The sequence below is a fragment of the Arthrobacter tecti genome (assembly GCF_054511355.1).
Genome location: NZ_JBTNCT010000010.1, coordinates 1 through 24,480 on the forward strand (window position 1 = coordinate 1; position 24,480 = coordinate 24,480).

At 64.4% G+C, this 24,480-nt stretch carries 25 protein-coding genes; 13 read left to right on the plus strand and 12 right to left on the minus strand.

Features of this window, described 5'->3' with window-relative positions:
* The first annotated feature begins 360 nt into the window (after nt 1-360).
* The 3 genes from ACX80C_RS11925 to ACX80C_RS11935 are packed head-to-tail and all read left to right on the plus strand — an operon-like array spanning nt 361 to nt 2,704.
* Nucleotides 361-699 carry an L-rhamnose mutarotase gene (locus ACX80C_RS11925; protein ID WP_459326692.1) on the plus strand — a complete coding sequence of 113 codons (339 nt, stop codon included), beginning with the start codon at nt 361-363 and terminating at the stop codon, nt 697-699.
* A complete protein-coding gene (locus ACX80C_RS11930; protein ID WP_459326693.1) occupies nt 696-1,784 on the plus strand; it encodes a Gfo/Idh/MocA family protein in 1,089 nt (362 codons plus the stop codon). The genes ACX80C_RS11925 and ACX80C_RS11930 overlap by 4 nt, the downstream gene beginning before the upstream one ends.
* A complete protein-coding gene (locus tag ACX80C_RS11935) occupies nt 1,781-2,704 on the plus strand; it encodes a family 43 glycosylhydrolase (RefSeq protein WP_459326694.1) in 924 nt (307 codons plus the stop codon). Before ACX80C_RS11930 ends, ACX80C_RS11935 begins: the two co-directional genes overlap by 4 nt.
* A 26-nt stretch (nt 2,705-2,730) precedes the next feature.
* Here the strand turns inward: ACX80C_RS11935 and ACX80C_RS11940 are convergent, their stop codons facing one another.
* The 4 genes from ACX80C_RS11940 to ACX80C_RS11955 form a co-directional block, all read right to left on the minus strand.
* Nucleotides 2,731-3,033 (minus strand): hypothetical protein, encoded by a 303-nt coding sequence (locus ACX80C_RS11940; protein ID WP_459326695.1) that lies wholly within the window; start codon nt 3,031-3,033, stop codon nt 2,731-2,733.
* A gap of 4 nt (nt 3,034-3,037) precedes the next feature.
* The gene (locus ACX80C_RS11945) at nt 3,038-3,373 is read right to left on the minus strand and encodes a DinB family protein (RefSeq protein WP_459326696.1); all 336 of its coding nucleotides are present in this window, start codon (nt 3,371-3,373) and stop codon (nt 3,038-3,040) included.
* Nucleotides 3,360-3,593, minus strand: coding sequence for a PLDc N-terminal domain-containing protein (locus tag ACX80C_RS11950; RefSeq protein WP_459326697.1), 234 nt, complete (start codon nt 3,591-3,593; stop codon nt 3,360-3,362). Before ACX80C_RS11950 ends, ACX80C_RS11945 begins: the two co-directional genes overlap by 14 nt.
* A 113-nt stretch (nt 3,594-3,706) precedes the next feature.
* Complete coding sequence (locus tag ACX80C_RS11955; RefSeq protein ID WP_459326698.1) at nt 3,707-4,588, minus strand: peptidoglycan DD-metalloendopeptidase family protein; 882 nt, start codon at nt 4,586-4,588, stop codon at nt 3,707-3,709.
* Between the two features lie 312 nt (nt 4,589-4,900).
* Here ACX80C_RS11955 and ACX80C_RS11960 point away from each other — a divergent pair, with 312 nt between their 5' ends.
* The gene (locus ACX80C_RS11960) at nt 4,901-5,764 is read left to right on the plus strand and encodes a peptidoglycan-binding domain-containing protein (RefSeq protein ID WP_459326699.1); all 864 of its coding nucleotides are present in this window, start codon (nt 4,901-4,903) and stop codon (nt 5,762-5,764) included.
* Nucleotides 5,765-5,804: 40 nt separating this feature from the next.
* Complete coding sequence (locus tag ACX80C_RS11965; RefSeq protein WP_459326700.1) at nt 5,805-6,773, plus strand: NBR1-Ig-like domain-containing protein; 969 nt, start codon at nt 5,805-5,807, stop codon at nt 6,771-6,773.
* 133 nt (nt 6,774-6,906) lie between these two features.
* Here the strand turns inward: ACX80C_RS11965 and ACX80C_RS11970 are convergent, their stop codons facing one another.
* Nucleotides 6,907-7,398 carry a GNAT family N-acetyltransferase gene (locus ACX80C_RS11970; RefSeq protein ID WP_459326701.1) on the minus strand — a complete coding sequence of 164 codons (492 nt, stop codon included), beginning with the start codon at nt 7,396-7,398 and terminating at the stop codon, nt 6,907-6,909.
* Between the two features lie 270 nt (nt 7,399-7,668).
* Between ACX80C_RS11970 and ACX80C_RS11975 the strand changes: the two genes are divergently transcribed.
* Nucleotides 7,669-10,233, plus strand: coding sequence for a rhamnogalacturonan lyase (locus ACX80C_RS11975; protein ID WP_459326702.1), 2,565 nt, complete (start codon nt 7,669-7,671; stop codon nt 10,231-10,233).
* Nucleotides 10,234-10,347: 114 nt separating this feature from the next.
* Here ACX80C_RS11975 and ACX80C_RS11980 read toward each other — a convergent pair whose 3' ends face one another.
* From ACX80C_RS11980 to ACX80C_RS11990, 3 genes are read right to left on the minus strand one after another with little or no spacing between them, the layout of a single operon-like run.
* A complete protein-coding gene (locus ACX80C_RS11980; RefSeq protein ID WP_459326703.1) occupies nt 10,348-11,388 on the minus strand; it encodes a hypothetical protein in 1,041 nt (346 codons plus the stop codon).
* A 38-nt stretch (nt 11,389-11,426) separates the two neighbouring features.
* Nucleotides 11,427-12,368, minus strand: a complete 942-nt coding sequence (locus tag ACX80C_RS11985) for a glycoside hydrolase family 43 protein (RefSeq protein WP_459326704.1) — start codon at nt 12,366-12,368, stop codon at nt 11,427-11,429.
* A 50-nt stretch (nt 12,369-12,418) separates the two neighbouring features.
* Entirely contained in the window at nt 12,419-13,405 is a 987-nt protein-coding gene (locus ACX80C_RS11990) for an acetylxylan esterase (RefSeq protein ID WP_459326705.1), read from the minus strand.
* A gap of 188 nt (nt 13,406-13,593) precedes the next feature.
* Between ACX80C_RS11990 and ACX80C_RS11995 the strand changes: the two genes are divergently transcribed.
* The 6 genes from ACX80C_RS11995 (at nt 13,594) to ACX80C_RS12020 (ending at nt 20,006) form a co-directional block, all read left to right on the plus strand.
* Nucleotides 13,594-14,892, plus strand: a complete 1,299-nt coding sequence (locus ACX80C_RS11995; RefSeq protein WP_459326706.1) for an ABC transporter substrate-binding protein — start codon at nt 13,594-13,596, stop codon at nt 14,890-14,892.
* A gap of 30 nt (nt 14,893-14,922) precedes the next feature.
* Nucleotides 14,923-15,909, plus strand: a complete 987-nt coding sequence (locus ACX80C_RS12000; protein ID WP_459326707.1) for a carbohydrate ABC transporter permease — start codon at nt 14,923-14,925, stop codon at nt 15,907-15,909.
* On the plus strand, nt 15,906-16,811 hold the full coding sequence (locus ACX80C_RS12005) for a carbohydrate ABC transporter permease (RefSeq protein WP_425339390.1): 906 nt from the start codon (nt 15,906-15,908) through the stop codon (nt 16,809-16,811). Before ACX80C_RS12000 ends, ACX80C_RS12005 begins: the two co-directional genes overlap by 4 nt.
* On the plus strand, nt 16,808-17,431 hold the full coding sequence (locus tag ACX80C_RS12010) for a hypothetical protein (RefSeq protein ID WP_459326708.1): 624 nt from the start codon (nt 16,808-16,810) through the stop codon (nt 17,429-17,431). Before ACX80C_RS12005 ends, ACX80C_RS12010 begins: the two co-directional genes overlap by 4 nt.
* Nucleotides 17,432-17,460: 29 nt before the next feature.
* Nucleotides 17,461-19,422 (plus strand): beta-galactosidase, encoded by a 1,962-nt coding sequence (locus ACX80C_RS12015; protein ID WP_459326709.1) that lies wholly within the window; start codon nt 17,461-17,463, stop codon nt 19,420-19,422.
* A gap of 107 nt (nt 19,423-19,529) precedes the next feature.
* Nucleotides 19,530-20,006, plus strand: a complete 477-nt coding sequence (locus ACX80C_RS12020; RefSeq protein ID WP_459326710.1) for a hypothetical protein — start codon at nt 19,530-19,532, stop codon at nt 20,004-20,006.
* 61 nt (nt 20,007-20,067) lie between these two features.
* Here the strand turns inward: ACX80C_RS12020 and ACX80C_RS12025 are convergent, their stop codons facing one another.
* Nucleotides 20,068-21,474, minus strand: a complete 1,407-nt coding sequence (locus tag ACX80C_RS12025) for an MFS transporter (RefSeq protein ID WP_459326711.1) — start codon at nt 21,472-21,474, stop codon at nt 20,068-20,070.
* Nucleotides 21,475-21,535: 61 nt separating this feature from the next.
* Between ACX80C_RS12025 and soxR the strand changes: the two genes are divergently transcribed.
* Complete coding sequence (gene soxR / locus ACX80C_RS12030) at nt 21,536-21,970, plus strand: redox-sensitive transcriptional activator SoxR (protein ID WP_459326712.1); 435 nt, start codon at nt 21,536-21,538, stop codon at nt 21,968-21,970.
* 159 nt (nt 21,971-22,129) lie between these two features.
* On the opposite strand, the gene ACX80C_RS12035 is transcribed toward soxR, so the two are convergent.
* Genes ACX80C_RS12035 through ACX80C_RS12045 form a run of 3 tightly spaced genes read right to left on the minus strand, consistent with a single transcriptional unit; the run spans nt 22,130 to nt 24,476 of the window.
* Nucleotides 22,130-22,960, minus strand: coding sequence for a DUF3626 domain-containing protein (locus ACX80C_RS12035; protein WP_459326713.1), 831 nt, complete (start codon nt 22,958-22,960; stop codon nt 22,130-22,132).
* Nucleotides 22,953-23,522: a GNAT family N-acetyltransferase gene (locus ACX80C_RS12040; RefSeq protein ID WP_459326714.1), complete on the minus strand. Its 570-nt coding sequence runs from the start codon at nt 23,520-23,522 to the stop codon at nt 22,953-22,955. Before ACX80C_RS12040 ends, ACX80C_RS12035 begins: the two co-directional genes overlap by 8 nt.
* Before the next feature lie 6 nt (nt 23,523-23,528).
* On the minus strand, nt 23,529-24,476 hold the full coding sequence (locus ACX80C_RS12045) for a DUF402 domain-containing protein (protein ID WP_459326715.1): 948 nt from the start codon (nt 24,474-24,476) through the stop codon (nt 23,529-23,531).
* Nucleotides 24,477-24,480 lie beyond the last annotated feature (4 nt).

A 24,480-nucleotide genomic window follows, 5' to 3' on the forward strand; every position in this document is an offset into this window, starting at 1 on the left:
GCACGAGAGGAGGAACCCGAACCCGCCACACCATCCGAGAACCACAACTTCTAAACCTCAACAACCTCGAAAAGCCACAGAACGGCTACACCACTCCACGGGACTTGACCGGAGTATGTTGACCGACAGTCACCCAGGGAGGGCTATTACATCGTTCGGTCCGTCAACGCACATGGAGCCGCAGTCCTCACATCCTGGCAGGTGAACTGGAGTTCCCTGGCGCGCTAGGTTCGAACAGTAGACCCGGAGGGTGTCGGATGCCGTTGTGCTTCGACACCCTCCGTTTCATATGCGCAGCCCCTGAGCGGGTACCCCTGCTACGATGAAACGATTCAGCATGAAAACTCGAAGAGGAGAATCATGGAACGCGTCTGCTTCCAGCTGCAGGTGAAGCCCGACCGCCTTGAGGAGTACAAGGAACGTCATGCCGCGGTCTGGCCGGACATGGTGCAGGCCCTCAAAGAGACCGGATGGAACAACTACTCCCTCTTTCTTCGACCCGATGGCCTGTTGATCGGCTACGTTGAATCCGAGGACTTCGCCGCCGCCCAGCAAGCCATGGCCGGGACAGACGTCAATGCGCGCTGGCAGGCGGAGATGGGCGAGTTCTTCGTCGAACTGGACGGACGTCCGGACGAAGGGTTCCTACAACTCGAAGAGGTTTTCCACCTCGAGGACCAGCTTCCGGAGCACCGATGACAACCACCCTCCGCGCCGCAATTCTCGGAACCGGTGCCGTGGCGCATCTGCACGCCGAGGCTTTGGCCGAGCTCGACGGCGTCACGCTCGTTGCCGCCGCGGACCCCAGCGAGGAACGGGTCCGGGACTTCAAAGCCCGGCACGGCGTTCCGGCCGGGTACGCCACCCTGGAGGAGTTGCTCGCGTCGGAGGATGTCGACGTCGTGCACGTCTGCACCCCGCCTGCAGGGCACGCGGGGCAGACCAGGGCAGCGTTCGACGCCGGCGCCCACGCGATCGTGGAGAAGCCGCCGGCACTCTCGCTCGCTGAAGTGGACGAGATGCAACAGGCGGCCGATAGGGCGGGCCGCCAGTTCGCCGTCGTTTTCCAGCAGCGCACGGGCACGGCGGCCACGCACATTCGTGAACTGCTGAGCTCAGGAGAGCTGGGCCGGCCGCTGACCGCGGTCTGCCACACGCACTGGTACCGTGGCTCCGAGTATTACGACGTGCCCTGGCGCGGAACCTGGGAGAGCGAGGGCGGCGGGACCACGCTGAGCCACGGCATTCACCAGATCGATCTGCTGGCGTACCTTTTGGGGGATTGGGCTTCGGTATCGGGACAGTTGTTCCGGCTGGATCGCGACGTGGAAACGGAAGATACCTCGTGCGGCGTCGTGGTGTTCGAAGGCGGGGCTGTGGCGTCTGTGCTGACTACGGTGCTGGCGCCCCGCGAGTCGAGCCTGATCCGCATCGATACCGAGCACGCCACCATCGAACTCGAGCACCTCTATGGGCACAACCACGCGAGCTGGAAGGTAACGCCGGCGCGGCACATCGACGCCGGACAGTCGGCAGGGTGGGCGCTTCCGGACGTTGAGGTACCCAGCGGTCATGCGGCGTTGCTGGGCGAGGTGTACGCGGCGCTGCTGAGCGGATCCGACGTGCCCGCCGTTGCCGCGGCTCCTACCCGCGCGATCGAGATTGTGGCTGCCCTGTACGCCTCCGCGGGGCGAGGTGCCCCGGTTCAGCGCGCCGAGTTGGCCGACCCACAGTTCCGTGGCGGCATGCGCGTACCGGTAACGGACCTCCGGCCCTCGGGTTGAGCGCGCCGCTTTTCACAGACCCACTCGGCGGGCCCACGGACCCCACGGTCATCCGCAACGAGCAGACCGGCCAGTGGTGGATGTTCTACACCCAGCGCCGTCCTTCCGATACAGGCGAGGGCGTGGCGTGGGTGCACGGGTCGAGGATCGGATTGGCAGTGTCCGACGACGGCGCCCGCTGGGAATACCGTGGCGTCGCCAAGGGGCTCGATCCGGTTAACGAGCACGGCCCGAACACGCACTGGGCGCCCGAGGTGGTCTGGGACGGTTCGCAGTACCACATGTACCTCACCTGGATTCGGGGCGTTCCGTCCACGTGGGCGGGTCACGAGCGGCGCATCGCCCACCTGGTGAGCCCTGATCTTGAGTGTTGGTTGCATCAGGGCTTCCTGGAACTGGGGTCGCGATTCGTGATAGACGCCGCCGTCGCCCGGACACCCGACAGCCTGCTGCGCTTCTGGTACAAGGATGAGGCCGATGAGTCCACCACCTGGTCTGCCGTCAGCACCGACTGGCACACCTGGACGGTCGAGGGACAGGTCATCGGAGGTACGCCGCACGAGGGGCCGAACGTCTTCGTGCTCGACGGCTGGTTCTGGATGGTCGTGGACGAGTGGCGAGGGCAGCGGGTCTACCGGTCCGACGACGGCGTCAACTGGTCCGCGCAGGGCCTCATCCTTGATTCGCCCGGGTCCCACCCGGAGGACCGGCAGGTGGGCCGGCATGCCGACGTCGTCGTTCTGGGGGATCAAGCTGTCGCCTTCTACTTCACCCACCCCGAGTGGGATGGGAGTAAAGACGTCGAACAGCAGGCAGGCGCGCTGCGGCGTTCAGCGGTCCATCGTGCTTGGCTGTGGGTCGACGACGGAGTGCTGCGCTGCGATAGGAACGTGCCGGCCGATGAGCCGTTCATTTTCTGAGCGCGGTTCCACCCGGTGGCGCAGCGTCAGACGATGATTCCCCTCATCCCAAGCAAGCCACCGGCCAGGCGGGTGTCGCCGCTGATGGTGACGGCGCCGTCGTCGTACTTTGCTCCCGTCAGCAGGCGCCACGCGGCATCGGACTCGACAGCGAAGGATGCGGCGGGCTCGACGGCGGGACCCGCGTTCAGTTCCCACCGGATCTGCATCTGGTGTACCCACCGCTCGGTCAGGTCCTGTGCGATGTCGAACCATTCGGGAACGCTGTCGCCGGCCCAGATAACGCCACCCTCGGCGGTGAGATCGATGGTGGCCCACCACCGGTCCATCTCTTCACCGGAGAACGTCAGCAGGTCGGATGATGACCCGCGGGCTCAGTCCCCTGGCGCCCGAGATCCACCGTTGGTTCTTGGCATCGAGGGCATCGACGAAGGTCCGGTAGTCGCCAACTTCCAGTTGGCCGCTGGTATCACCGTCACGCAGGCGGGACAGCCAGCCGAGGTCGTCATCCAGCAGGTGCAGGACCACGGCCTTGACGTTCCACTCCGCGGCGGCAGTCGGCAGCAGCCACTCTTCAGCGGTGAGTTCCGACAGCAACGCGAGAAGCTCCCGGCGCTCCTGCGTCAGCTGCGGGCGCACGTCCCGTGGATCGAGGTCACGCAGCTGCATTATGTCGTTGGGTTCCGGTCCGCCGGCCGACGAGCAGCCACAGCACCGAGCCGACAATCGGCGCGAAGATGATCACGAGCAGCCAGAGCAGGCGCTGGACCGGCGTGTAGTTGCGGTTGCGGGCAAGCGAGACGACGGCGGCGATCGCCAGCACGACGAGGAGCAGGCCGACCGCCGTGACGGTCAGTTCCCAGTGCGTCGGGACAAGCGGATTAGTCATTGGTTTCCCCCTTTGGTTCGCGTCCAGCTTAGGCGAGCGGCGCCGTCGTCGTTATCACAAGGCCATCAGAAGGGCCCCGGCACTGAAACGGTACCGGGGCCCAGCGAAGACGCTTAGTTGGGGAGGCCTGTCACGCCCTTGGTGCGGAGGAAGTCGAAGGGCTTGATCTTCTCACCGTTCTTACGGACCTCGAAGTGCATGTGTGGTCCGCTGGAGTTGCCCTGGTTGCCCATCGCGACAATGTTCTGGCCAGCCTTGAGCTTAGTTCCTACCTTGATGGAGTCCGGCAGATCCCGTTCGTAGAAGTGGGCGTAGCCCATCCGGATGCCGCCGCCGCAGTCCACCCACACGTAGTTGGTAGAACCGGACACCTTGTAGGCGTTGGAGTTGGGGTACTTGGCGTCGATGTCGATTTTGTCGACCTTGCCGGTGCACGCCGATTTGATGGTGAAGGCGGCACCTCCAACGTCGATGGCCCCGTGGAAGCTGCCCGATGGGTAGTACCAGCCGGCCGTGACGGTCCGGTTAGCCGGGGCAGGGGAGGCCCAGTCGCCGGATGGCTGCGGCGCGTTACCGATCCGGTGCGAAGCGTTTCCGTTGTACAGCGAACCCTTGAGGTTTACCTTCTGGCCGGGCTTGAACACCTGGGTGGCCCCGCCGTAGTTGGAGTTGAAGTAGACGGTGACATCCTTGCCCGTCCGGTTCCACGCCGACGCGGCTTCGTTCTTGATGCACTCGCCCTTGCCTTTGCCGTCACCACGGAATTCGAAGCATTCCGGCTGCGACGTTCCATAGTCGCCCACCGATTTGGTGAAGTCCGAAACCGACCCCTTGTGATCGCTGTTGTAGAAGTAACAGAACTCGCCGTCGTTGCATTTACCGTCACGGTCGGCCGCGTACGCCGGTACCGAGGCGATGGCGCCGCCCGCCGCAACGGTAGCTGTCAAAGCCCCAACCGCGAGGCTCCGTTTGATCAGTCCCTTCAGTTTCTGCATTTCCAGTCTCCTTCTCGGTGGATGTGATTCCCGGGTGACCCGGTGATTCCACACTTCCTTGGCTGGGCCACTGTCCTCAACGCCTTTTACGGCCGGACGGCACATGGACGACATCGGACGACGCCGGATCCACGGAAAGCGCTCTGACCTGCGGAAACACTCCATCCACCTGTCCGAAAGTGGAAGACGCCGTCAGGAACAGTTTCCGGGACGCCGTCCATTGTTCATTGGTGTTGAGGACACCTGCGCCGTGGCGCCAAGGTGGGCACAGGTGAGGCATCCGGACCTCATTACCAACAGAAGGGAAATGACATGCGAACAACACACGCACGCAACAAGCGACGCCTGGCCATCGGGTGTCTCGCTGCAGGGGCGCTGCTGCTGGGCGGTTCAATCACAACAGTCCTACCCGTGCATGCAGCGACAACCGTGAACATGGAGAAAGTAGTTCTGGCTGCCCAGCTCGATCCCGCCAAAGCAGGCACCGGCATAACGCCTGGGGCGAAGGCTTCTGTCACCGCCGTTGAAAAGGCGCTGGCCGATGAAGGTCATCTTGAGCGCAAGTACGTCGACGGCCACTTCGGCCGAACAACCGTTGATGCCTATGCGGCCTACCAGAAGTCCAAAGGTGCAACGGGTGAAGGCGCAAACGGATTGCCCGGTAAAGGAACGTTGACCGCGCTCGGCAAAGCCAACGGTTTCACGGTGGTCAAGGTCATCAACCTCGGCGGCAGGACAACGGTGGACGGGCACACGGTGAATCAGCGCACGGCGAATATGTTGAAGGAAGCCGAGAAGCTCGCCGGCGTCGGGATCGAGCTGACCCAGGGGTCCTACAACAAGGGTGGCGTGGAAGCGTCTGCGGGCACCCACGACGGCGGCGGCGCGGTTGATGTCGCGACCGCGAAGTTGTCCGCGGCGGAACGTAAGAAGATCGTCACTGCCATGCGCAAGGTCGGCTTTGCAGCGTGGGACCGCACGGGGGTGATGAGCCAACCGCACATTCACGCGATGGCCATCTCGGATACGGACATGGCCTCGGCGGCCTGGAAAGCGGACAGGAATCGCCAGATTTTCGATTACTACAACTGCATGGACGGGCTGGTCGGCCACAGCCCGGACAACGGACCGAAGGTGGAGAAGACAACGTGGGAGGACTACCAGCGCGCACAGTGAGCACAGTTGCGGCTAATTTCGGTGGCCTAGAATTTGGGGTATGCACCACCCCCAGTCTCAAACCCATCCACCCACTGAAGATCCGGTCGAACAGTTCAGCGCCGAACTCGCGAAGCTGCGCCTGCGCGCGGGCGAACCGTCATTCCGCTCGATGGCGAAGAAGTCCGGCTGCATCTCGCATACAACCCTGCACGATGCAGCAAAAGGCGTGCGGTTCCCCTCATGGGAGACCACCGAGCAGTTTGTGCGAATCTGCGGCGGCGACGTGAACGAGTGGCGCGAGCGGTGGATTGAAGCGCAGCAAGCGACGAGACGTCCACAGTCTCCTGAGGACGCGGGTGTCGGATCCTTCCCTGACGGCAGCGCACCCGACACCCGGACGCCTGCCGCGGGAAGCGGCAGCACGCCGGTGCCGGATGACGCCGCCGCGAACTCCGCTCCGACGGCGTCACCCGCGCCCGCGGTCCCACGCGAATCCGCGGATTCAGCGCGGCGGAATCGGTGGCTGGCCCTTTGGCCCGTCGCGCTGGTGGCCGTGATCGCGCTCGCCGTTGGATTCGTCGTCGGGCGGGTTTCCGCCCCGGTACAGGGCGATACGGTAAGCGAACAGGTCGGCGAAGGCTCCCAGGCGGACGGTGCGGGTGAGGTTCCGCCGTCGGAACCCGGGGACGCGGCGGCCTTCCTGACCGATGTGACGCTTTCGGACGGCACGGTGGTGGGAACCGGCGAAACCCACACCAAGATCTGGCGCTTCCGGAACGTCGGGACGGTGCCCTGGGAAGACCGCTACCTCATCCGCGAGGATGTCTCAGCAAATGTGCCGTGCGACACCGCTGACCGCGTTGAGGTCCCCGCGACGGCTCCGGGTGAAACCGTGGACGTTCGCGTGGAGGTCCGTACTCCCGATTCCCCCGTCCGGTGCAAGGTTCTCTGGTTCATGGGCGACGAAGCCGAGGAGGCGTCATTTCCCGGGGGGCGTCCGGTCTTCTTCGACATCGTCGTGGAGTGACTTGCTTTCGCGGAGCAATATCGACCGATATCGTCATTCGCGTCAGATAATCGCATGCGCCTGACGATATCGGTCGATCTGTTGCGTCGATCTATTGCACAGAGCCTGGCCGACGCTGTACCCGACCGGCCCTTCATACGGGACGCGGGCCCTCCAGGGGCCGTTCATAGCGGAGTAGCTCCGGATGCGGTGGAAATGAGGTGGGGGAGCGTTCGCCGGTTGGGCGCCACCCGAGCTTCTCGTAAAACCGACGACCCCGCCCGTTCCCGGTGAATACTCTGAGCCACGCGCTCCGATTGCCGTAGTTCCACATCCGGTCCAACACCAGGTCGTGTGCGGTCCGGGCGGTGCCGGTGCCCCAGTGCTCGACCGCGATCCCGAAATGCAGAAGCTCATCGCCCCGGATCGCAGCAAACCCCACGATGGTGTGATCGAGCAGGATCACATAGCAAGCGATGCCCGGCGTCGTGATCTCCCGTTGCCAAGCTTGCGCAACGTCGTCGCGGGGGAATGGGTATTCATTCTGTGGAAACACGTCAGAGAGGGCGGCGATGGCGCCCGGCTCCTGAACGTCGAGCACACTCGGAATGTCGTCAGGCGTCATAGCACGGATGGTTGTTGCCACGCGTCCACGCTACTCGAACCTGTGACGATTTCGACCGAAGTTGTCAATCGCATCAGATTTTTTGGCGCGGAGGACGATTTCGACCGAAGTTGTCAATCGCATCAGATTTTTTGGCGCGAAGGACGATTTCGACCGAAATTGCGCTCACCGGCGTCGGCTCGGTCCTTCTGAGCGAGCGCGAACACGAAGAAATCCCGCCGCGCACCCTTGACCCGGTTCCAGCACTTCGCCTAGCGTAGAGAAAGCGCTTTCCGTTGAAAGGATTCAAAGATGAACCCGCGCTTTCGCACCCTTCCCATGCCGGCCTCGCTCGCGCTGGGCGCAGCCCTGATCGCCGGGGGTGGCGGCGTTCCCGCTGTCGCAGCTCCGGCCCCGGATGCCCAGCCCGGCATCCAGCTCGAACACCTCGACCGCGGCCTTGTTGCCGCTCACACCCCCGAGGGCACCTTCCTCAGCTGGCGGCTCCTGGCCACCGAGGTGACCGGCGCCTCCGCAACCGGTCAGACCGGCGCGGACTTCGCCGTCTACCGCAACGGCGAGAAGATCGCCACGGTCACCGACAGCACCAACTACCTGGACCCAGACGAAACGGAAGGCTCAACCTACTCAGTTGCCGCCGTCGTCGACGGCGTTGAACTGCAGCCCAGCGAAGAAGTGAGCCCGTGGTCGCAGAACTACACGGACATTCCGCTGCAGAAACCGGCCAACGGCGTGACACCGGCCGGCGAAAGCTACACGTACGCCGCGAGCGACATGAGCATCGGCGACGCGGATGGCGATGGTGACTACGAGTACGTCGTGAAGTGGGAGCCGTCCAACTCGAAGGACGTTTCGCAGGTCGGCTACACCGGCAACACCTACATCGATACCTACACGATGGACGGGACGCTGCTGCACCGCATCGACCTCGGCGTGAACATCCGCTCCGGCGCGCACTACACGCAGTTCATGGTCTACGACTTCGACGGCGACGGCCGCACCGAAATGATGATGAAGACCGCGCCCGGCACTACGGTCACCACCTACACGGACGGCGTTGCCGGGGAGCCCGAGTACATCACCCTCCCGAAGGATGACCGCAAGGCCGGCTACAGCAACGAGGACGACTACCGGCTCTCAGCGCAGGGCTACTACGAGCACGTCGTCGACATGTTCGCCGGCTGGCATGAGCACCCCGAGGTTGTCGCCGGCAACTGGCCCGCGACGCTGGAGGAAGCGTTCGGCATCGAGCAGCGCTACGATTACCCGCTCTCCGACGCCGATGCCCGCGCCATGACCGACTACTTCATGGACGTCTACGCACCTTCGCGGAGTACCCGTAACAACCTCCGGGCGTTCGAGGGTTTCATCCTCAGCGGGCCCGAGTACCTGACCGTGTTCGACGGCGCCACCGGGGAAGAGCTGGAGACCGTCGACTACGAGCCGGGCCGGCACGACGACGGCCTCATGTGGGGCGACTACGCCATGTCCCGCATCGAGCCGGGCAACCGGGTGGACCGTTTCCTCGCCGGCGTTGCGTACCTGGACGGGCAGCGTCCCTCGGCGGTCTTCGCCCGCGGCTACTACACGCGCTCCACGATCGCCGCTTACAACTGGGACGGCAAGAACCTGACCCAGGACTGGTTCGTGGACAGCGGCTGGACGCCGATGACGAACCCGTTCAACGACGGCCCACATGGCCGTCTCGGAACGGACCCGGAGTTCGGCTCCATCACCACGCAGGGTTTCCATTCGCTCAGCGCGGCGGACGTGGACGACGACGGCCGCCAGGAGATCGTGTACGGCTCGGCGACAATCGACGACGACGGCTCCCTGCTCTACAGCTCGTTCGACACCATGCCGGAAGGCAGCGCTACGCCGGGCGTCGAGGCCGGGCTCGGTCACGGCGACGCGATGCACGTGACGGACATCGACCCGAACCGCCCGGGCCAGGAAATCTGGACCGTTCATGAGGGCGGCGCGTACGCGCCCTACGGTTCCGCGATGCGCGATGCTGCTACCGGCGAAGTACTCTTCGGCGCCTACTCCGGCCGGGATACCGGCCGCGGCATGATCGGCGACGTCCGCTCCGACGTCGAAGGCATTGAGGTGTGGGCGAGCATGCCGAACGGCACCCTCGGCTCAGGGCTGCTGGATTCCGACGGCGACCAGCTCGAAACCCGCACGCCGGGAACCAACCAGAGCATCAAGTGGGCGGAGGACATGACCACGCAGATCGTCAACGGTTCCGGCAACGCGACGCCGACCATCGACGACTGGACCCGCGGCCGCCTGCTCACCGCAGAAGGAACCCGCACCAACAATGGGACCAAGGGCAACCCCGCCCTGGTCGCGGATGCATTCGGTGACTGGCGTGAGGAACTGTTTGTCCGCACGGCAGACAGCTCCGCCATCCGCGTGTACCTGAGCACCGAGATTACCGGGCACAAGCTCACCACGCTGATGCACGATCCGCAGTACCGCGTGGAGGTCGCCCGCCAGAACACCTCCTACAACCAGCCGTCCTACACGAGCTACTACTTCGCCTCGGACATGAACTTCTCGGAGGTTCCAGTACCTGACGCATGGACGCCGGGCATTGTTGCTGACCTGCAGGCGACGCTGGAGGGCTTCATCGCCGGCGGGGACGTCGATGGGCCGGTCGCCAGGCAGTTGGAGGCTTCCCTCGACCAAGCGCAGCGTGCTGTGGAGGAGGGTAATTTCCAGGGCGTCGGCAAGGCGATGGACAAGTTCGTGAAGTTCCTGAACCAGGGCAAGAGGCCCGACGTCGTTTCGGATGACGCCCGAGCCGCGCTTGAGCACGGGGCCGATACGATCCTCGGCATGGTCCGGTAGCCCCGGCGCCCCCATAACGGAGCAATCCGGACACGAAGTAGAGCAATCCGGACAAAAGGGAGCGGAATTTCGCACCCGATTGTCCGGATTGCTCTACGTTTCACGACGTCGAGGCTAAACGTCGTTGCGCGTGAAAGCCGCGGCGCGGACGACGTCGTCGTTCTCCAACCCCGCACCCAGTGCGCCACCCACGGTCGCGAGCGCCGCGGTGAGCAGGCTCAGCTGCGCGTACTCGGTCAGGCCCACAGGTGCCCCGACGACGGCGGCGAACACCCCGGCGTCGACCAACAGCAACGCCGCTGCGAAGGACAGGACGAACAGTGCGGCGAAGAAGGTCATGACTCCGATCACAACGGTCGCCGTCGTGGCGAGGTTGAACAGGGCGACCTGCTCGCGCTCGAGGCGCCGCCGCGGACGTTCCCAAAGGTCCGCGCCGATCATCAGGGTGAGCGTCACGGCACCGATGGCGAGAACGGTGAGCAGGATGAGCCGAAGTGGTCCGTACGCTGTCGCGAGCATCCAGAGGTCCGACGCAGCCAGGGTCACTACACCCGCCGCCGCTGCCGCTGTGAGCGCCCGGGAAAGGGTGACGGCGAGCCGCCAGGGACGGTTCGCGAGGATCAGCCCAAGAAGTACCCGGGCGTTTCCGGCTACCACCCGTCCGGTGAACTGGATGGCGTTCTCGCCGGTGTGGTCGGGCAGGTCATCGGCCATTTCCCGGGCGCGGCGGGCGCGGTCCTCGGCGTCGTCGTCGTCATTCCACCCGACCAGGGGCCCGATCAACCGCACTATCGCGTCCGACAGTGTCTCGCGGCGGCCCACAGCCCGAAGCGCCGGGAGCGCCACCAGTCCCACCTTGTGGACCGGGCTGATCTGGGTGAGCACGGGCTTCCGCCCGCTGCGGAGCGCCAGGTCACTGACGACGACGGCGAAATCCCAATCCTCATCCAGCAGCCGGTCCCGGGCTGTCTCCAGCAGTTCCGACGGCGCCCGGCCGTCCAGCGTCTCGACCACGACAACCACGCGCCACGCGACGCCCGGGTGCGACTCGGCAAGCAGTCCTGGCAGGGCGTCGCCCAGCTCCTGTACGGAGGCCGGCTCAAATGACGGAGGAACGACGACGCCGAGGGTCAGGAGCGGGGAAGTATCGGACACGGCTCAATGATCGCTGTCCGCGGGCTCCATATGAAAATTCACACGGCCAACAGTGCGCTGCGCTCCGCAGACGTAATCGGCAGGAGCGATCCGTGCCGTGCGCCCTCCGGGAGTCGGGCATCGGCCACCGGCTCCCACGCACCGGTGCCCGGGTCTTCGGATTGGAACGCGACATATCCGCGTCCGCCGAACTCGTCGATGATGAGGTAGCTTTTTTGTCCATCCGGAGAGTTGACGGCGATCGGGCCCTCACCTTGGGCCAGATGTGCCGAACCGACGCCTTCCGCGACCAGCGTGAAATTGTCGGCCAGCATCCCGTCCCGGCTTGCCTCTTCGAAGATGTGCTTCCCCATCAAGGCGCCAGCCGATTGCGGCCGCTCGTCCTTGGTGAAGCGGTAGGTGACGCCGTCGCGTTCCAGGAACGTTGTGTCGATGACCGAGTGGCCGGGGTCGAGGTAGACCTCCGGATCGGAGAAGGAACGGAAGTCCTTCGTGAAGCAGCGTAGTACCCGGAGGTGGGCTGAGGCTCCCGTCCGCTCCTCGCCGTAGAGCGGTGATGACCAGAACACCACATAGGCACCCCGGTCCCGGTCGAGAAAGGCTTCCGGCGCCCAGGCGCATCCCGCGTTCGACGGCGCGATCTCAACCAGGCGCGGCTCGCTCCACGACACCAGATCGGGCGAGTCCCACATGACCACCGATCGGCTGCCGTAGCGCGTCGCACGCTCCCAGTCGCCGTCGTTATGGATGCTCAGGTCCGTTCCGATGAGGTGGAAGCCGGCGGCCAGCTCATTGCGCACCAGGAACGGGTCCCGCACTCCGCCGGTACCCAGCGTCGACTGAAGCACCGGTTTCCCGCCGGCCAGTGGCGTAAACGACAACGGGGCGTCTTCGCTGCTCACCGCGAAGTGAACTTGTTCGGCATCCGGAAAATCCTCGCCAGCAAAGTATGCGAACAGGTAGGCAGGGTACTGGGGCATTGTTGGTCCTTGGGGAAGCGTTGTTCGGCGGTCGCGAGCCGGTAGCCTTGTCAGGCTCCCGCAAATACCTCGCGCTGGAATCGGATGTGCTCCGCGGCCTGGGCTGCTCCGCCGTTCTCGTGACCGTTGTAGGGGAAGACGTTCATGGACTTCGGTCCCGCGTAGTGGTTGTAGGCGGCATAGACGCACGACGGCGGGCAGACGTCGTCGAGCAGGCCCACCGAGAACAGCGCCGGCATCGAAGACCGCGCGGCGAAGTTGACGCCGTCGAAATAGCCCAGCGTATGGAAGATTTCATCCTCACGGCCGCGCTGGACGCCGAGGTAACGCACCAGCTCGCCGTAAGGTGCCGTGTTCACCATTTCGGTAGCGCGGCGAACGTGGGAAAGGAACGGCACATCGACGATGGCGGCCAGCGGCGCATGCTCAAGGACTGTGGGGGAAAGCGCCGCGGACGCCAGCGCAATGGCTCCGCCCTGGCTGCCGCCGGAAAGAAGAACACGAGAAGCATCTACGAACGGGTGGGCCTGCGCCGCCTCGACAGCGCGCACAGCATCGGTGAACAACCGCCGGTAATAGTAGGTCTCCGGCGAATCGATCCCCAGCGTCAGGTGACCGCCGAAGTGCGGCCCGCTGACACCCGGATCCGGTGTATCGCCACTCTTGTGTCCGGCGCCCTGCCCCCGCAGGTCCATCACAAAATGTGCGACGCCGGTACTTGGGATAGCGGTCCACTCACCGACAAGGCTCCGCCCTCCGCCGTAGCCGATATAGGTCACGACGACGGGAAGCGGGCCCTTGGCGGAACGCGGACGAAGCATCCAGCCCTTGATCGGGTGGCCGCCGTAGCCGGCGAACGTCACGTCTTCGGTTAGGAGTTCGGTGTAACCGGCGTCGACCTCCTCGAAGCGGGCGTCCAGGCTAAAGGAAGCTGCCTGGGTCAGGGTCTTCTCCCAGAACGCATCGAAGTCCAGGGGTTCGGTGCGTTCCGGAAGGTATTGCTGAAGCTGCTCAAGCGGGAGGTCGAACTGCGGCATCGGGGCAAAATCCTTTGCTCAAGTAGGTCTCGGAAGTATCACGGATCACAGTATTCTAGAACTAGGCCTTGCGTATTGAGACGATTCAATTTACTCTCTAGGGAGAGCGCTTTCCGTGAGGTACACCACAGTACCAGCGGAACCAAAGAGCTTCACCTCATATCTGAGCCGTTCCCAGGAGGACAAAGATGTTCAAGAAACTCTCACGACGCGCCGGCTCCGGCGTAGCGGTCACCGTCGCGGCAGCCCTGATGCTGACGGCGTGTGGCGGCAATGGTGGTGGCGATGCCGGAGGCACTCCGGATCCGAACGAGGAAGTAACCCTCAACTTCACCTGGTGGGGTAACGAGGACCGCGCGGAGCGCTACAACGAAGCGATCGCACTGTTCGAAGACGCGAACCCCAACATTGACGTCAACGGCACCTTCATGGACTTCCCCGCCTACTGGGAGAAGCGCCAGACAGAGGCAGCAGGTGGCGGACTTCCCGACGTCATGCAGTTCGACTACAGCTACCTTCGCCAGTACGGCCAGAACGGTCTGCTGCTGGACCTCACCTCGTACGTTGGCAACGGTCTGACTACCGACACCATTGACGAGACACTGCTGGCCACCGGCAAGCTTGAAGACCAGACCCTCGCCGTTCCCACCGGCTACAACGCATGGTCGCTGTTCGAGAACCCTGCGGTCATCGAGCAGGCTGGTGCAGAAGGCTACGAGGGCGGCACGTCCTGGGATGACTACGACGCCTACATGGCCAGCGTCACCGAAGCATCGGGTGGCGAAGTGTACGGCGGCACCGATTACACCGGTCGCATCCAGAACTTCGAACTGCAGCTTCGCCAGCAGGGCCGTGAGTTGTTCACCGAGGAAGGCGAGCTGAACTTCACCCAGGAGGAGCTCGCCGAGTTCTGGAGCAGTGCACAGGATCTCCGCCAGAACGCGACCATCCCCGCCCGGACGCTCGAGGAAGTAGCACCGAAGTCAGGCTTCGGCGCCAACCTCACCGCAAGTGAGATGACCTGGTCCAACTTCATGGGCGGCTACCTGGCTGATACCGGTGCTGAGGATCTGACCATCCTGGCTCCGCCCACCAGCGACCCCTCGGTCAAGGACCTGTATCAGAAGCCTTCAATGCTGCACGCGGTTGGCGCTCAAACCGAGCACCCTGAAGCAGCGGTTGCGCTGGTCGAGTTCCTGATCAACAGCCCCGAGGTTGGCGAGATCTTCGGCGCCACACTGGGTGTCCCCGCATCTGAGACCGCTCTTGAAGGTGCTGCCCTTGAAGGCCCCGAACTCGAGGTCAAGGAATACCTGGACTCCGTTGCTGACCGCATCGGCGATCCCCCTGCCGCACCGGTTGTGGGCTACGGCGCCCTCGAGAACACCTTCCTGACCCTGGGAACCTCCATCGGGCTGGATGCCATCTCTCCTGAGGACGCAGCACAGCAGTTCTTCGACGAGGCCGCCGTTACGCTCGGCCGCTGACCTGATCCAACCGCAGTTTAGGAGCAGTTCATGACAACGGGATCGGCGCACGCGCCAACAAAAACCCGCACCAACGCCGAACCCGGCACCCGTCCGGCGGGCAACCGCCGGACGGGTGGGCAGTCCAAACGCAAGCGCAACAGGGACAATCTCGCCGGCTACGTTTTCCTGTCTCCCTGGCTGCTCGGGCTTTTCGCCCTCACCCTGGGCCCGATGCTCTTCTCCCTGTATCTGGCCTTCACTGACTACAACATCTTCACCTCACCGGAGTGGTCCGGCCTGGCGAACTTCGAACGCATGGCCACGGATGACATCTTCTGGGGATCCGTCCAGATCACCCTGATCTACGTGCTCGTCGGAACGCCCATCAAGCTGGCCGCTGCCCTCGGCGTAGCCATGCTGCTGAACTTCAAGTCCAGGGGCACGGGCTTTTTCCGGTCCGCGTTTTACGCGCCGAGCCTCATCGGCGCCTCCGTCTCCATCGCCATCGTGTGGCGGGCAATGTTCTCCGCTGACGGCCCTGTGGACAGCGGTTTGAGTCTGTTCGGCATCAACGTCGGCGGCTGGGTAGGCGTTCCAGCGCTGATCATGCCGATGATGATCCTCCTGGCCGTCTGGCAGTTCGGCGCACCGATGGTCATCTTCCTCGCAGGCCTGAAGCAGGTCCCCACCGAGCTTTATGAGGCGGCCTCCGTTGACGGCGCAAAGGCCTGGCGCAAGTTCATCAGCGTCACACTGCCGATGCTCTCCCCGGTGATCTTCTTCAACCTGTTGCTTGAGATGATCGGCGCGTTCCAGATCTTCGCCTCGGCCTACATCATCGGTTCCGGCACCGGCGGCCCTGCAGGCGCCACCAACTTCTACACCGTCTACCTGTACACACGTGCCTTCACCAACAATCAGATGGGCTACGCATCCGCCATGGCCTGGGTGCTCCTGATAGCGGTGGGCATCCTCGCTTTCATCCTTTTCCGCACCTCCAAGAGCTGGGTGCACTACGGAGGTGACACGAAGTGACCACTATCGAAACAAATCCCACCGCGGTCCCACCCGTTCAGCCCACGCACAAGCGACGCCGCAACCCACGCAGGACTGCCTCGACCGTGGCCTGGATCGTCGCGATCGTGGTGCTCACCGCCGTCGTACTCTATCCGCTGGTCTGGATGATCTCGGCGTCCTTCAAGCCGAGTGCGGAGTTCGGATCGAACCAGAGCCTCCTGCCCGAGAACCCGACGATCGACAACTTCATCAAAGTCCTTGAGGGCGTCGCGGGAATTCCCACCTGGAAGTTCTTCTGGAACTCGACCATCCTCGGAATCGGCGCGGTGATCGGTACGGTCATCTCGTCCTCGATGGCCGCCTACGCATTCGCCCGCCTGGACTTCAAGGGCCGGCCGCTGTTCTTCACCATGATGATCGGCACCCTGCTCCTGCCGTTCCACGTGCTGATCATCCCGCAGTACATGATCTTCCGTAACCTCGGCATGGTGGATACGTTCTTCCCCCTGCTGATCGGCAAGTTCCTGGCCACGGAGGCGTTCTTCGTCTTCCTGATGGTTCAGTTCATCCGCAACCTTCCCAAGGAACTGGACGAAGCAGCGCGCATCGACGGCTGCGGGCACTGGCGGATCTACTGGTCCATCACGGTCCCGTTGATCCGGCCCGCGCTGATCACCTCCTCGATCTTCGCGTTCATCTGGAGCTGGAACGACTTCCTCGGCCCCTTGCTCTACCTGAACTCGCCCGAGAATTACCCGCTGCCGCTCGCTCTGCGGGTGTTCAACGACCAGTCGAGTGCCTCTGACTACGGCGCCACCGTCGCGATCTCGGTCCTCGCACTGCTACCTGTCATGCTGTTCTTCGTGATCTTCCAGCGCTTCCTCGTGGCCGGCGTGGCCACCCAGGGCCTGAAGGGATGACAGCCCGCAGCGCCCGCAAGCGGCGCGAACAACCCCAACCAGACGGCACCCAGCTCAAGTGGCCGGGTGCCCAGGGGAAGTTCGCGCTTCTTGCGGAGGTGCTGTGGATGGGAGTCCTCACCTTCGCCGGCGGGTTGCTGATCATCACGCTGCCCGCCGCGCTCGCCGCCTCCACCAGGCACCTCCACCGCTACCTCCTCGCCGAGCGCTCCACGCTCGGACAGTGGTGGGAAGATTTCGTTTCAGCCCTTCGCACCGGCTGGGTGGTCGGATTGACGACGACGGCGCTCGCCGTCGTCCTGCTCTTCAACCTCCTGCTGGCCGGCACTCAGGTGTTACCGGGCTGGCTGCTGGTGCTCGCCGTCTGCTTCCTGGCACTCACCGCACTGGTGTTCGTGCTGCTGCAGTCTGCGGTGCGGTGGACTCCCTCCAAGGGTTGGAAGCAGGCCGTGCGGGAGGGTATGAACAGTTTCGCCACGGACCCGGGCGCTATAGCGCCGCTGCTCGCCGCCGTCGTTCTTGCGGTTGTGGTGACCTGGCAGTTGCCGCCGCTGGTCGTTCCCGGGCTCGGCTGCCTTGTTTTTGCTGTGCTCGTGGTGAAGGAACGCGAGCGGCGTTAGGTCTCCAACACTTTTAGAAAGGAACCACCGTGCACTACGGCGGCGATTACAACCCTGAGCAGTGGCCGGAATCCGTTTGGCCGGAGGATGTCGAGCGGATGCGCGAGGCCGGGGTCACCATGGTGAGCCTCGGTATTTTCGCGTGGTCGCGTATCCAGCCGGCTGAGGACGTGTACGACTTCGACTGGCTTGACCGTGTGATCGACCTGCTGCACGGGGCGGGCATCGCCGTCGATCTGGCGACGGCAACGGCGTCACCTCCGCCGTGGATGACCGTCGCGTATCCAGACATCCTCGCCGCTGACGAGAACGGCGCGCCGTACTGGCACGGAAGCAGGCAGCACTACGCGCCGTCGTCGCCGTCGTACCGCCGGCTGGCTTCCGCGTTGGTTCAGCGTCTCGTCGAACGGTACGCCGACCACCCGGCCGTAGTGCTGTGGCACGTGAACAACGAGTACGGGTGCCATGTGAACGAGGACTACTCGGACTCGGCGCGGGACGCCTTCCGGGTGTGGCTACAGAAACGCTACGGAAGCTTGGACGCGCTGAATGACGCCTGGGGAACCTGGTTCTGGGCGCAGCACTATGAGTCGTTCGACCACATCTTCCCGCCGCGCAAGGCACCCTACAGCCATAATCCGGGTCAGCTGCTCGACTTCCGGCGGTTCACATCCGACATGCTGCTTGAGTGCTACCGGATGGAGCGGGACATCATCCGCGCGGCCGGAGCCAGCCAGCCGGTTACCACCAATTTCATGGGCCCGTTCAAGCCCGCGAACTACTGGGAATGGGCAGCGGAACTGGACGTCATCTCCGACGACTGCTATCCCGACCCGAACAACGCCGAGAGCTTTCGCGCCGGCGCTTTTGCCCGCGACCTGATGCGCTCCTTCAAGCCCGAGGTGCCGTGGCTGCTGATGGAGCAGTCCACCAATGCGCTGAACTGGCGGCCCTCGAACGCACCCAAGGCTCCGGGCCAGATGCAGGCCCTTTCGATGCAGTCCGTTGGCCGTGGCGCTGACGGCATCCTGTTCTTCCAGTGGCGGCAGTCCCGCGCGGGGGCGGAGAAGTTCCACTCCGCGATGCTGCCGCACGCGGGTACGTCCACGCGGACGTGGCGGGAAGTTGTGCAGTTGGGCGAGGAACTTTCTGCTCTGCCTACGCTGCCGGCCGGGTCTCGCGATGCACGCGTTGCGATCGTGTTCGACTGGGAGAACTGGTGGGCTATCGAGGCGCCCGATCACCCGGTGGTGCTGGACTACGTGGCGTGCGTGCAGCGCTGGTACTTCGCGATCCACCGCCAACATGTGCAGGTGGACTTCGTGCGCCCCACCTCCGATCTTGGATCCTATTCCGTCGTGATTGCGCCGCAGCTGTATCTGCTGACGTCTTCGGGAGCTTCTAACCTCACGCGTTTCGTTGAGGACGGCGGGCATCTCCTGGTAACCGCGTTCAGCGATGTTGTCGACGAACACGACCGCTTCCGCGACGGCGGCTTCCTCACCCAGCTCGGGCCGGTGCTGGGCGTTACGGTTGAGGAGTTTGGTGCACTGGCTGTCGGCGGTCCGGGGCAGTCTTCGGCGCCGGTGTCGTTCGGGTCAAACTCCTTCGACGGCTTCTTCCTGGCGGAGGAAATCGCTGCAACCGACGCGCAGGTGCTCGCTTCCTTCAGTGGTGGGCGCACCTCGGATTTGCCCGCGTTCACTGTGCGTGCCTCCGGTGCGGGCCGTGCCTACTACCTTGCGACAGTGCCCGACGACGGCGGCGCCCGCCTGGTGAGTGCCCACGTGTTCGCGGGTGCCGGCGTCGTGCCGGTGGTCGAGGGATTGCCTGAGTTCGTGGAGGCTGCGCAGCGTGGCGACGTCCTGACGCTGATCAACCACGGGACCGATTCCGTTGCGCTTGGGGTCTCCGGCACGGACCTGCTCTCGGGCGAGGATGTCGACAAGGTGCATCTGGAGCCGTACGGCTACGTGCTGTTGCGGCAGTAGATTCCGCGCAAACCCGTTGCCTGCGCGCATTCGACGTGGGTTCGATGCCACCCGCTGGGCGTCGAGTCAACGGTTCCGTGGCTTCTGTGCGGGGCTACGCTGTACCCATGTCGAGACGGTCTGTTCAGATGGAATGGGTTGCGGTTCTTGTTGCAGTCATCTTGCTGACGGCGGGTTGCGGGTGGATATCGCAGCCTGAACCCGGCACTGAGCCGGGGCCGAACGGAGAGTTACTCGTGGTCTCGCGCACCGGACCGAGTGACGCCGTGATGCAGGCGCTCTTCGAGGGCGAACTGTTCCTCAATGACGCCTCCTGCGTCACGGGACGCTCGGCGGAAGGGTACGAGGTGGGCCTGCTCTTCCCCCGTGGCAGTTCCTTCGGGGCCGGCGATGAGCTCGTGGTCCAATCCGGTGATTACGAGTTTTCGTTCGGCGTGCAGGTGGCGTTCGGCGGGGGATTTGCATCCAGTGAGCGCAACGTCGAGCTGCTCGAGGAGGTACCCAGCGGCTGCAGGTACGAGGAGACGTTCATCGTCCAGACGCTGGGGGAGCCAGGGCGGGCGTCGTCGTCGTCGCTCGACTGACCGGCGCTGTGGTCGAACCGCAGTTGCTCCGGTCCGCCGTAGATAAGTTGCTGAACCGCTTTCATACTGCCGCTCCTTCGACAACGGGCTCGTCCGCGGGCTGCGCCTTCAGAACGCGGGGTGCAACTGCTACGGCAACCGCCGCGATGACCACAGTCAGGGCGAAGACGCCCGCGAAGGAGGCTCCCGCCGTCGTAAGCGCCGTGAACACAATCCCGGTGGTGGCGAGCGCGAGTGCTCCGCCGAGGGAATCGGAGATGGACAGCGCCGAGCTGTTGAATCCTTCGGTCTGCGGCGTGGACAGTGCGAGCATCATGACGCTTAGCCGCGGGTACATCAGGCCCATGCCGGCGCCGGCGAAGATCCACCCCGCGATTGCGACGGCGGCCGGCCAGTCCAGTACCACGGTCATCAGGGCGAGCAGTGTGGCCGCGAGCACCAGGGCAGAACCCGTTCGTACGGCGAATGCATTGTGCAGTCGGTCTCCCATGCGTCCCTGAACGGCGGAGGCGCCGGCCCAGGCGAGTGCGCCGAGAGTCAGGGTGAGTCCGGCGAGTGCCGGTGGGAACTCGTACCGTTCGATGAACAGGTACGGCAGGTAGACCTCGGCACCGAAGAACGCGGCGGACGCGAGACCCCGGGCGAGGATGACGCTCGGCAGGCCCCGCCGCGCGCTGAGCGTGCCACGCGGTACCAGCGGCCGGACGGCGAAGAGGGCAACCGCGAGTGCGACGACGGCGAGTACCCCGGCTGCGGTGGGAACCTCGGCCGAGAGATTCAGACCGAGGACTGCGATGGCTGCCAGCGCGGCCCATGCCAGCCTGCCGAGGTTCCACGGGACGGGTGATTCGGGTACGGAGCGTAGGCCGCGCATGGCCGGGAAGAGCATCGCCAATGCCGGGACCACCAGGAAGACGACGCCGAGGAATACCCAGTGCCAGCTGACGAGTTCGGCCACCAGCCCGGCGATGAACGGGCCGACCAGGGACGGCAGGACCCACGCAGCGGCGAAGCCGGCGAAGATTTTCGCGTGCAGCGCGCCCGGGTACACACGGGCCACAACAACGTAGAGCGCTACGGTCATGGCGCCTCCGCCCAGGCCCTGGATCAGTCTGCCCGCAACGAGGGCGGGCATGCTGACGGCGGTTCCCGCGATCAGTAGCCCGACCACGAATGCGGCGACGGACGCGTATAGCGGTGTGTTGGGTCCTCGCCGGTCGGACCAGTTGCCTGCCGCGACCATGCCGATCACGCCGGTTGCGAGTGGTCCGGCGAACGCCAGGGCGTAGAGGGCGGCGCCGTCGAGTTCGCGGCTCACCAGCGGCATGACTGTTGTGACGGCGAGGGATTCGAACGCACCGAGGAAGACGAGCGCGAAGGTCCCGATGGTGACCCACCGGTAGGTCGGGTGGAGGATGCCGGGGATTCCGGCGGTTCCGGGCGGGCCGGCGGTAGGGCTTGTTGTCATGGACGTAACCGTAGAACCTCAACTATGGTTGAGGTCAATCAGTTCCAACCGAAGGTGATCGATGCCTCATTCTGTGTTGAGTATCGGCGAGTTGTCGGCGCGGAGTGGGGTGTCGCCGTCGGCCCTTCATTTCTACGAGCGCAGCGGGTTGATCTCTTCGGAGCGGACGTCGGGAAATCAGCGGCGGTACCGCAGGGATGTGCTGCGGCGGGTGGCTTTCATCCGGGTGTCGCAGCGGGTTGGAATTCCGTTGCGGGACATTCGTGGGGCGTTGGACTCGCTGCCGGAGGGGCGAACGCCAACCAAGCGGGATTGGTCGCGGCTTTCGAGTCTGTGGCGTTCGGAGCTCGATGCGCGGATTACCGCCCTGGAGCATCTGCGGCGGGATCTGGACGGCTGCATCGGGTGCGGTTGTCTGAGCCTGAAGTCGTGCACGTTGCAGAACCCTGCTGACGAGCTGGGACGAGGCGGGGCGGGCGCGCGTCGCTGGGAGTGACCGTTCTGCTGGCTCCGACTTCGCTTGGCACCGTTGCCCTACGCGGTGGTCACTTCCAGGAAACGCCTGCACTGCACTCATCGCCTGCGTTGAGGGCGAAGTGCTCTCTGCATGCACTTTCCAAAAGGGAGCAATACCCGCCGGAGCCGCGGCAGGAAGCTATTCACCCCAGCGGTACCCGAACCGCGCCACGCAGTGCCAGACGCGTTTGAGTGTCTGCCCGTCAAAGCGCTGCTGCTTTACTGCCTCGCCGATGATGCGAGGGTCCAGCCAGCCATCGACGGCGATGCTCAGCCCGGCCGCAACCACTTCGGCCCCGCGGTACTCGGCGTGCTGCTGCAGCTCATCCACGTGCAACCGGAATCCCTCGTGCCAGGTGAGGCGAATGGGTAATGTATGGGCCGCGTCTTCCACGGGCGTGCCCCGATACGACGGATCGAGCACGAGCGATTCGAGGTGCTCACCCAATCTGAGCGGGCCGTGAACGTGAGCTTCGATGTGATCATCCAGCACGTCGAACGTTCCCTGTTCCGCCAGTCGAATCAGCGGCATGTGCTCGGCCGTTCCGAAATGGGAGGGGAGCGTGCTGCTGTCCGGGTAACAGAAGGTCGTTCGTCCCAGCTCACTCTGCGCCAGCCGGAAGTGCGAAGATCCGAACCGCGCTGAACCCCCAATCGAACGACGCCGATAGTTCAGCGACCCGTACTTCGGCCGCTCCGCAGCGGGAGCCGAGTTATAAACGCCGCCGAACATCCGGTCCTCCCAGTGCCACCTGTCACCGCCGGGATAGGCGGTCAGGCCGCCGTTGGTGGTGCCCGTTTCGAACTGCGAGCGGTACACCGGATCCGATGCCAGCCGCTCAAGGAGGGAAGTGTCACCGACCAGACGGTCGGGGTGGAAATGCAGCGTCACCGCGAGTGAAGGATCGAGTGGAGGGCCCGAGACCGTACCGCGCACAAAGTCGAGCGCATCCTCCCACGCGCTACTCATTGATTGCGGCGTGCAGGTGCATGTGGTGCCAGCCGTCGTCGTGCCTCATCGCACTCCGCTTGGTCCCTTCCAGCATGAAACCCGTCTTCTCAGCAACACGGCAGGACGCGGGATTCTGGGTCGAGTGGGTGAGCTGAAGGCGCTTCAAACCAACGACGTCGAACGCCCACCTCTTCAGCGCCGCAACCGCAACCGGCGCCACACCTTGCCCGCGCGCCGCGGGCAGGACCCAGTATCCCAATTCACCGTCACCTTCGAAGAGGTCGAGCAGGCTCAGGGCAACACGCCCGACGACGGCCCCTTCGCCGTCGCACACTGCCCAACTGGCGCCGTTCTCCCGCTGCCAGCGCCGTGGCCAGCCGCCTATCCACTCGAGCGCTTCCGCCTCCGTGGCAATTGACCGTCGGTTGAAGAGGGCAATGTCCGGGTCGGTGTAGGCACTCACAACGACGCCGGCGTCGTTGTCCGCCCAAGGCCGCAGGGTCAGCACACCGAGAGCGAGAATGGGCTGTGACCCGCGATTCAGCGAGCCGGGCGGAAGGTACGGGTTAATGAGTGGCACGTTGAATCACGTCTCGTACTGCCACGTCGCGTCGGATGGAAGCTCGGGGATGGGCCAGGACGAATCTGGTTCGAAATGTTCGAAGCCTGCGTTGAACGGATAGTCCCAGCGTTCGACGGCGGCAACAGCTTCTTCGCCCGCGTGTCGGATGCGGGCGTGGGCGGCGTCGTCGAACACCCCGGCTTCGTGGGCGAAGGCGAGTTCGTCCTCGTCCTTGAACCTCCAGCTCCGGTCCGGGGAAACGACGACGTCGAGGACCAGATCAGTGCTCACAATCCCCTCCGGGGTTCGGACAAATGGCTCCTCGATGTTGACGTAGTAGTTGTCCCGCACGCCGGGTTGCGATTCAAAGCACCAGACCGAGTACATGGTGTCCGGCTGGATAGCCACCAGTATCCCGCCGCCAATCCACGTTCGCATGGCCTGAGCTTGAGGAAACGTGAAACGGTCGGAGCCCTCAGCGGACCTGATCTCAGAGCCGTCGGCCAGCACGTGATGAAGCATCCGCGTCCGCGGCGCGAGCCAAAGGACCAGCCCCTTGTCGCCGTCGTCGACCACCGTGACCGGCCGGCAATCGATCAGGTCCGGGAAATCAGGATTGCGGTAGGACCAGGTGATGGTGTCGCCGCGTGCCCACCGCGGGGAACGGGACGGATGGTAGCTGAGCCACTTCTTCTCCACAGCCTCGATCACGTCGATGTCGTGATGCCTGGCAAGGAGGAGCACGTGAGCGAAAACGTCGGCGACCTCGTCCGTCATACTGGACCGCAGCTCTGCAGCGGACAAGCCTTTGCTCCGCGCCTGACCCCGCTGCATGAGATAAGCCTGGGTCAATTCGCCGAGCTCTTCCTGAAGCTTGAGGGTGAACCAATCCGGCGTTCGGTCGATGCCGTTCTTCTCGGCATAGGTCACGGATACTTCATCGAGGAGCTCGCTGAGACGGTCCAGGTGCATCCTC

Excerpts from the sequence above, each read along its gene's own strand:
- ACX80C_RS11925 (WP_459326692.1), top strand. The coding sequence starts at position 361 with ATGGAACGCGTCTGCTTCCAGCTGCAGGTGAAGCCCGACCGCCTTGAG.
- ACX80C_RS11930 (WP_459326693.1), top strand. The coding sequence starts at position 696 with ATGACAACCACCCTCCGCGCCGCAATTCTCGGAACCGGTGCCGTGGCG.
- ACX80C_RS11940 (WP_459326695.1), bottom strand. The coding sequence starts at position 3,033 with ATGGACCGGTGGTGGGCCACCATCGATCTCACCGCCGAGGGTGGCGTT.
- ACX80C_RS11945 (WP_459326696.1), bottom strand. The coding sequence starts at position 3,373 with ATGCAGCTGCGTGACCTCGATCCACGGGACGTGCGCCCGCAGCTGACG.
- ACX80C_RS11950 (WP_459326697.1), bottom strand. The coding sequence starts at position 3,593 with ATGACTAATCCGCTTGTCCCGACGCACTGGGAACTGACCGTCACGGCG.
- ACX80C_RS11955 (WP_459326698.1), bottom strand. The coding sequence starts at position 4,588 with ATGCAGAAACTGAAGGGACTGATCAAACGGAGCCTCGCGGTTGGGGCT.
- ACX80C_RS11960 (WP_459326699.1), top strand. The coding sequence starts at position 4,901 with ATGCGAACAACACACGCACGCAACAAGCGACGCCTGGCCATCGGGTGT.
- ACX80C_RS11965 (WP_459326700.1), top strand. The coding sequence starts at position 5,805 with ATGCACCACCCCCAGTCTCAAACCCATCCACCCACTGAAGATCCGGTC.
- ACX80C_RS11975 (WP_459326702.1), top strand. The coding sequence starts at position 7,669 with ATGAACCCGCGCTTTCGCACCCTTCCCATGCCGGCCTCGCTCGCGCTG.
- ACX80C_RS11985 (WP_459326704.1), bottom strand. The coding sequence starts at position 12,368 with ATGCCCCAGTACCCTGCCTACCTGTTCGCATACTTTGCTGGCGAGGAT.
- ACX80C_RS11990 (WP_459326705.1), bottom strand. The coding sequence starts at position 13,405 with ATGCCGCAGTTCGACCTCCCGCTTGAGCAGCTTCAGCAATACCTTCCG.
- ACX80C_RS11995 (WP_459326706.1), top strand. The coding sequence starts at position 13,594 with ATGTTCAAGAAACTCTCACGACGCGCCGGCTCCGGCGTAGCGGTCACC.
- ACX80C_RS12000 (WP_459326707.1), top strand. The coding sequence starts at position 14,923 with ATGACAACGGGATCGGCGCACGCGCCAACAAAAACCCGCACCAACGCC.
- ACX80C_RS12010 (WP_459326708.1), top strand. The coding sequence starts at position 16,808 with ATGACAGCCCGCAGCGCCCGCAAGCGGCGCGAACAACCCCAACCAGAC.
- ACX80C_RS12020 (WP_459326710.1), top strand. The coding sequence starts at position 19,530 with ATGTCGAGACGGTCTGTTCAGATGGAATGGGTTGCGGTTCTTGTTGCA.
- ACX80C_RS12025 (WP_459326711.1), bottom strand. The coding sequence starts at position 21,474 with ATGACAACAAGCCCTACCGCCGGCCCGCCCGGAACCGCCGGAATCCCC.
- soxR (WP_459326712.1), top strand. The coding sequence starts at position 21,536 with ATGCCTCATTCTGTGTTGAGTATCGGCGAGTTGTCGGCGCGGAGTGGG.
- ACX80C_RS12035 (WP_459326713.1), bottom strand. The coding sequence starts at position 22,960 with ATGAGTAGCGCGTGGGAGGATGCGCTCGACTTTGTGCGCGGTACGGTC.
- ACX80C_RS12045 (WP_459326715.1), bottom strand. The coding sequence starts at position 24,476 with ATGCACCTGGACCGTCTCAGCGAGCTCCTCGATGAAGTATCCGTGACC.